Source organism: Brevibacterium linens ATCC 9172 (assembly GCF_900169165.1).
GTDB classification, from domain to species: domain Bacteria; phylum Actinomycetota; class Actinomycetes; order Actinomycetales; family Brevibacteriaceae; genus Brevibacterium; species Brevibacterium linens.
On record NZ_FXYY01000050.1, the window covers coordinates 1 to 4,915 of the forward strand.

Consider the following 4,915-nt stretch of genomic DNA (forward strand, 5'->3'; position numbering starts at 1 on the left):
CGGCAACTCGACGCGATCTCTTCCCGTTTCCTGACCAACCTCAACGAGCACACACCGCTGCTACCAGCCAGCGAAGACACTGGACAAGCGATGGTGTTCGTCGATGTCGACGACACCGTCATCGATGTCCACTCCGCGTCGAAGCAGGGAGCTGGATTCGGCTACCAAGGCAGTCGTGGACTCAACACGCTGTTGGCGACCGCATCGACGGGCGACTCCGGCCAGATCATCGTCGGCCAGCGCCTGCGCAAGGGCTCGACCTCGTCAGCCCGGGGTGCTGACAAGTTCGTCTCCGACGCTTTGGCCGCCACGACCCGAATCAACTCCGGCCTCCCAGTCCTGGTCAGGGCTGATTCGGCGTACTACTCCTCGACTGTGACCAAAGCCGCCCGGGATGCCGGGGCTGAAGTATCGATCACGGTCCGCATGGACAAGAAGGTCAAAGCAGCGATCGGAACGATCAGCGACGACGCATGGACTGGCATCGAATACCCCGAAGCGATCTACGACGAAGAGACCAGGGCCTGGATTTCGAAGGCCGAAGTCGCCGAGGTCCCGTTCACCGCATTCACCTCGAAGAAGAAGTCCCTGCACGCCGCCGGCCGCTTGGTGGTCCGCCGCATCCCGGAGCTCAACGAGACCAAACGCACTGCCGGGCAGGACCCATTGTTCGACTTGTACCGGTACCACGCGTTCTTCACCACGGTGGACAAAGATCGTTTCGACACTGTTGCTGCTGACCAGATGCACCGCAAGCACGCGATCATCGAGCAGATCAATGCGGAGTTGAAGAACGGGGCGCTGGCGCATATGCCCTCTGGGGTGTTCAACGCCAACGCCGCCTGGGCAGCAGTCGCAGCGATCACACACAACCTGATGCGGGCTGCGGCCGGACTCATCGGTGGCAGGATGAGCAAAGTACGCGCCCAGACGCTGCGCACACGCATCATCAGCATCCCGGCCCGGATTGCTCACCGGGCCAGGAAACTGATCCTGCACCTGCCCACGAAGTGGCCGTGGGCGACGGACTTCGCACGACTCTGGCAAGCAGCGTTGAGCCCACCAAGGACAGTATTGTCCTGACCGATCCGCTCCTGCTCGAGCACGAGGCCGCAGGGTCTGGAGGAGACCTTGGGAAACATTTGTGGAAGAGACCGGTGAGAGACCGGGACACTACTTCCTGCCCTCACGTCATGTTCGCACTCGAACCCGAACGAACCGCCAAGAATCAACCGAATCGGTGGATCAAGGCTTAGCGGGAATTGTGATATCGAGTTCAAGGTTGTTCACGACGTCTGTGACTGCCGTGGTCGCTTTCGATGTGACTGTTCCGAGCGCTTCTTCGAGCGCTTCAGTGATCTTCTTGAGAGTTGATGAGCTCAAGACTTGAGTATTGGGATCCAAGCCATTGAGATCTGTGGCATCTTCTCCCGCTACGGCCTTGGCAAGATCGATCTTGATGTCACCGTTCGCGAGGTCGATTGACAATATCCCATTGTCATCGACAAGTGGCTTTGCGATCAGCGTCTCGGCCGCATCTTTCAGGGCGGTATCGACGCCATCGACTTTTGCGGTTCCTCCGCTCAGGTCGACTTTGGCGATGAGCAGGTCGAGGTCGGCCGCGTTTGTGAGGCCTTTGACGATCGTGTCAATCGTGCCGTCTTCGCCGACAGCTTCATTAACTGCGGAGCCTGAGCCGGTGATTGCATCCTGAAGCTCTGTGCCAAGGTCTCCTACGAGGTCGCTTGAGACAGTGAGTGTGCCGTCGGCGACTACGTATTCAGATTTGAAAGCATTGCCATCACTGTCGGCTGTCGATGCGATTGCACCGAGGTCCAAGCTGAGCTCATCGACGATCTCGTCTGTGACTCCGTCAATTCCGGCTTGATCAAGCAGCGAGGTGAGATCGACGCTGGCGTTTCCGCTAGCGGCAGGATTGTCGGGGTCGAGATTAATGGCACCGTTCTCGCCGACCGCGCCGGTACCGGCAGTTGCTGAGTTGTAGCTCGGTGCGTGAGCATATGAATTCAGGGCTCCGGCATTTCCGATGTGAAGCAGTCCTGCTCCGTCTTCGGGTGCTACCAAGGGGAGTCCGATATTTGGCAGTTGTACGCCCAACGCACGAAGCGCCTCGAGGTTGAGCGCCTGATTGTCTGCCTCTTTGCCCTCGTCGATTGGTGAGCTGCGATAAGCGGATGAGACGTCTAGTAGGTCAGCTGTGATCAGGTCGGTGTTGATCAGCTGGGCAAATGCCTCTGCATCTTCTTCCGGGTTCACTTCACCAGCGGCCGCGGGGGACACGGTCATTGCAGTCAGTGCCAGCGCCGAGGCGGCGGCGACTGTGCCCACTGCAGCCTTCCGACCGGTTCCGGGCCGGCCTCTCAGTTTTCTCATGGTTCTCCACATCGTTCGAATCCTGATCATTTCCAAGCTTGGCCTGGACGGAAACGGGCAGTTTCCTGACAGATCCCTCACAGCGTTACGGAGTAATGAAAAAGTAATCAGTGAATCACAAGAAAAGTTACCTCGTCGTTATAGTTACGTTGAAGTAGATGTAGGCGGGCGTTGTGAAATCCTGTCAGCCAGGTCTCGCGGGTGCTGTAGCCGACAAAAGGCCAGTTCACAGGCCTGGCGGTCGCAGGTAGCTCCATCGTTCCGGAAGATGCGACAGTCATGACCGAGTCATTGTGTTGCGTCCATATGTCACAAATTGAGATTGAAAGAACCGCATGCGATGTCGACCCGTGACCAAGCCGTCAGTGGCAAGGTCACGGCTTCCGCGGTGTGGACGGACCGATGGTGACGCTTCGTCAGCATCTACAGTCGAGTCGAACGGCAGGAACGACGGAGATCGACGAGGGAGTTGAGACATGGCGAAGCACGCGCGATGGGCAGTGGTCGGAGCCGGCATCATCGGAGCCGCCGTGGCCCGCGAGATCCTGGGCCGCCACGACTCCGCCGACGTCACCCTCTTCGAAAAAGAAGACCACCCAGCCGCCCATCAGACCGGCCACAATTCCGGAGTTGTCCACGCCGGTCTCTACTACGAGCCGGGCAGCCTCAAAGCCACGCTCTGTCGCCGCGGTGTCGACCTCATCCGCGACTTCGCAAACGAACACAACGTCGCTTTCGACGAATGCGGCAAGGTCGTCGTCGCCACCGACGAGACAGAAGCCGAACGCCTTCACGCCATCCACAGCCGCGCTCTGGCCAACGGTGTCCCCGACATCGCCATGCTCGACCGCGACGGACTGCGCGACATCGAACCGAACGCCGAAGGCCTCGCCGCCCTCCACTCACCCCACACCGCAATCATCGACTACCGCGGACTCACCGACGCACTCGTCGCCGACTTCCGCGCCCACGGCGGCCGCGTCCGCTTCTCCACCCCGGTCAAAACCATCGATCGCCGAGGCGGCCCCACCGGTGACACCGCCGTCGTCCGCACCCCGGTCGACGCCCAGGAATTTGACCACGTCATCGTCTGCGCCGGCCTCCAATCCGACCGACTGGCCGCGCGCTCCGGTCAGAATCGCACCCCGACCGTGGTGCCCTTCTTCGGCCAGTACTTCATCCTCGACGAGGAATACAGCAGCGCGGTCAACGGCCTCATCTACCCCGTCCCGGACCCGAAGTACCCCTTCCTCGGCGTCCACGTCACCCGCCGCATCGACGGCGGCCTGATGATCGGACCCAACGCCTTCCTCTCCTTCTCCCGCGAAGGCTACCGAGGTCTCGGCCTCAACATCCCCGATTCGCTGGCCGTGGCCGCCGACTCCGGATTCTGGCGCTTCGCCGTCGGCAACATGGCCACCGCGGCCCGTGAGCTGCCCGGGGTGCTCTCGATCGAGAAATTCGTCGCCGAGGCGGCCCGCTACGTCCCCGACCTGGCCGGGGCAGACGGCCACCGCGCCACCCGCGGAATCCGCGCCCAAGCCATGAATCGGGACGGCACGCTCGTCGATGATTTCGTCATCGATCGGGCGGGAGCCGCGATGTTCGTAAGGAACGCGCCGTCCCCAGGGGCCACCTCGGCGCTGGCCATTGCCGAACACCTCGTCGCGATCATCGATGGCCGACGATGACGGTTCCGGGCGTCGACGACGAAAGGCCGCCTACCCGACCGTGACGACGGGGAGGCGGCCCGAACTGTTTCAGCAGCGGTTCAGCTCAGTGGCTCACTTGGGTGTGCGGGTCTCTGCGCTGATGAACCAGGCCTGCTGCTCAAGCTGCGCGATGTAGCTGTGGAAGATGTCGGCGGTCGTCGGGTCCGCCGAGTCGACTTCGTCGTGGCAGTCACGCATCGAAGCCACGGTCGCCTCGATCGACGCGACCATGTGATCGATGGCGTCGTGGGTGCTGATTTCGCCGTTCGGGAACTCCGGCAGTCCGGACTGTTCAGCGATCACGGCGGGGCGACCGTCGGGGGAGGCATGGAGGGCACGCATGCGTTCAGCGATCTCATCGCTGCCTGCACGGGCGATGTCCGTGACTTCGTCGAGGTTAAGGTGCAGGTCTCGGAAGTTCGTGCCCACGATATTCCAATGTGCCTGCTTGGCGGTCAGGCTCAGAGCGATGAAGTCGACCAGAACCGTTTGGAGGTTCTTGGTCAGGGCGTCGGAGGCGATGAAGCCGCGTTCGGCGTTCTCGCGAGTAGTCTTCTCTGAGCCATGGGGGTCGGGAACTGTCACTGACTGCGTCATGATTTTTGCTCCTGTTCTCTCCGGTTTCACGTTGACCCGGAGCCTATGATCACCATAACGCTGCCGCAGATGACGCGTAACCCCCCGACGTGCCTCAGCTATTTTGAGCGCGTAGAACCTGGTGGTGCCTCAAGCACTTTGAGCGCGAACTCCCAACAAACGGGAGCAGGCTTGCCCTATGGAAGGCAAGATCCCGATGACCGCCAGACGCC

At 61.2% G+C, this 4,915-nt stretch carries 4 protein-coding genes; 2 read left to right on the forward strand and 2 right to left on the reverse strand.

What is annotated here, in order from left to right:
- The coding region (locus BLIN9172_RS17495; protein ID WP_101556154.1) for an IS1380 family transposase at positions 1-1,083 on the forward strand (1,083 nt) is incomplete at its 5' end.
- 162 nt (positions 1,084-1,245) lie between these two features.
- Here the strand turns inward: BLIN9172_RS17495 and BLIN9172_RS17500 are convergent.
- Positions 1,246-2,394: a choice-of-anchor G family protein gene (locus BLIN9172_RS17500; protein WP_170286977.1), complete on the reverse strand. Its 1,149-nt coding sequence runs from the start codon at positions 2,392-2,394 to the stop codon at positions 1,246-1,248.
- 476 nt (positions 2,395-2,870) lie between these two features.
- Here BLIN9172_RS17500 and lhgD point away from each other — a divergent pair, with 476 nt between their 5' ends.
- The gene (gene lhgD, locus BLIN9172_RS17505) at positions 2,871-4,085 is read left to right on the forward strand and encodes an L-2-hydroxyglutarate dehydrogenase (RefSeq protein ID WP_101556156.1); all 1,215 of its coding nucleotides are present in this window, start codon (positions 2,871-2,873) and stop codon (positions 4,083-4,085) included.
- Between the two features lie 93 nt (positions 4,086-4,178).
- Here the strand turns inward: lhgD and BLIN9172_RS17510 are convergent, their stop codons facing one another.
- Positions 4,179-4,703 (reverse strand): Dps family protein, encoded by a 525-nt coding sequence (locus tag BLIN9172_RS17510; protein WP_101556157.1) that lies wholly within the window; start codon positions 4,701-4,703, stop codon positions 4,179-4,181.
- Positions 4,704-4,915: the final 212 nt, after the last annotated feature.

What these genes read in the sequence shown, in the direction of transcription:
- BLIN9172_RS17500 (WP_170286977.1), bottom strand. Translation starts at nt 2,394, where the DNA reads ATGAGAAAACTGAGAGGCCGGCCCGGAACCGGTCGGAAGGCTGCAGTG.
- lhgD (WP_101556156.1), top strand. Translation starts at nt 2,871, where the DNA reads ATGGCGAAGCACGCGCGATGGGCAGTGGTCGGAGCCGGCATCATCGGA.
- BLIN9172_RS17510 (WP_101556157.1), bottom strand. Translation starts at nt 4,703, where the DNA reads ATGACGCAGTCAGTGACAGTTCCCGACCCCCATGGCTCAGAGAAGACT.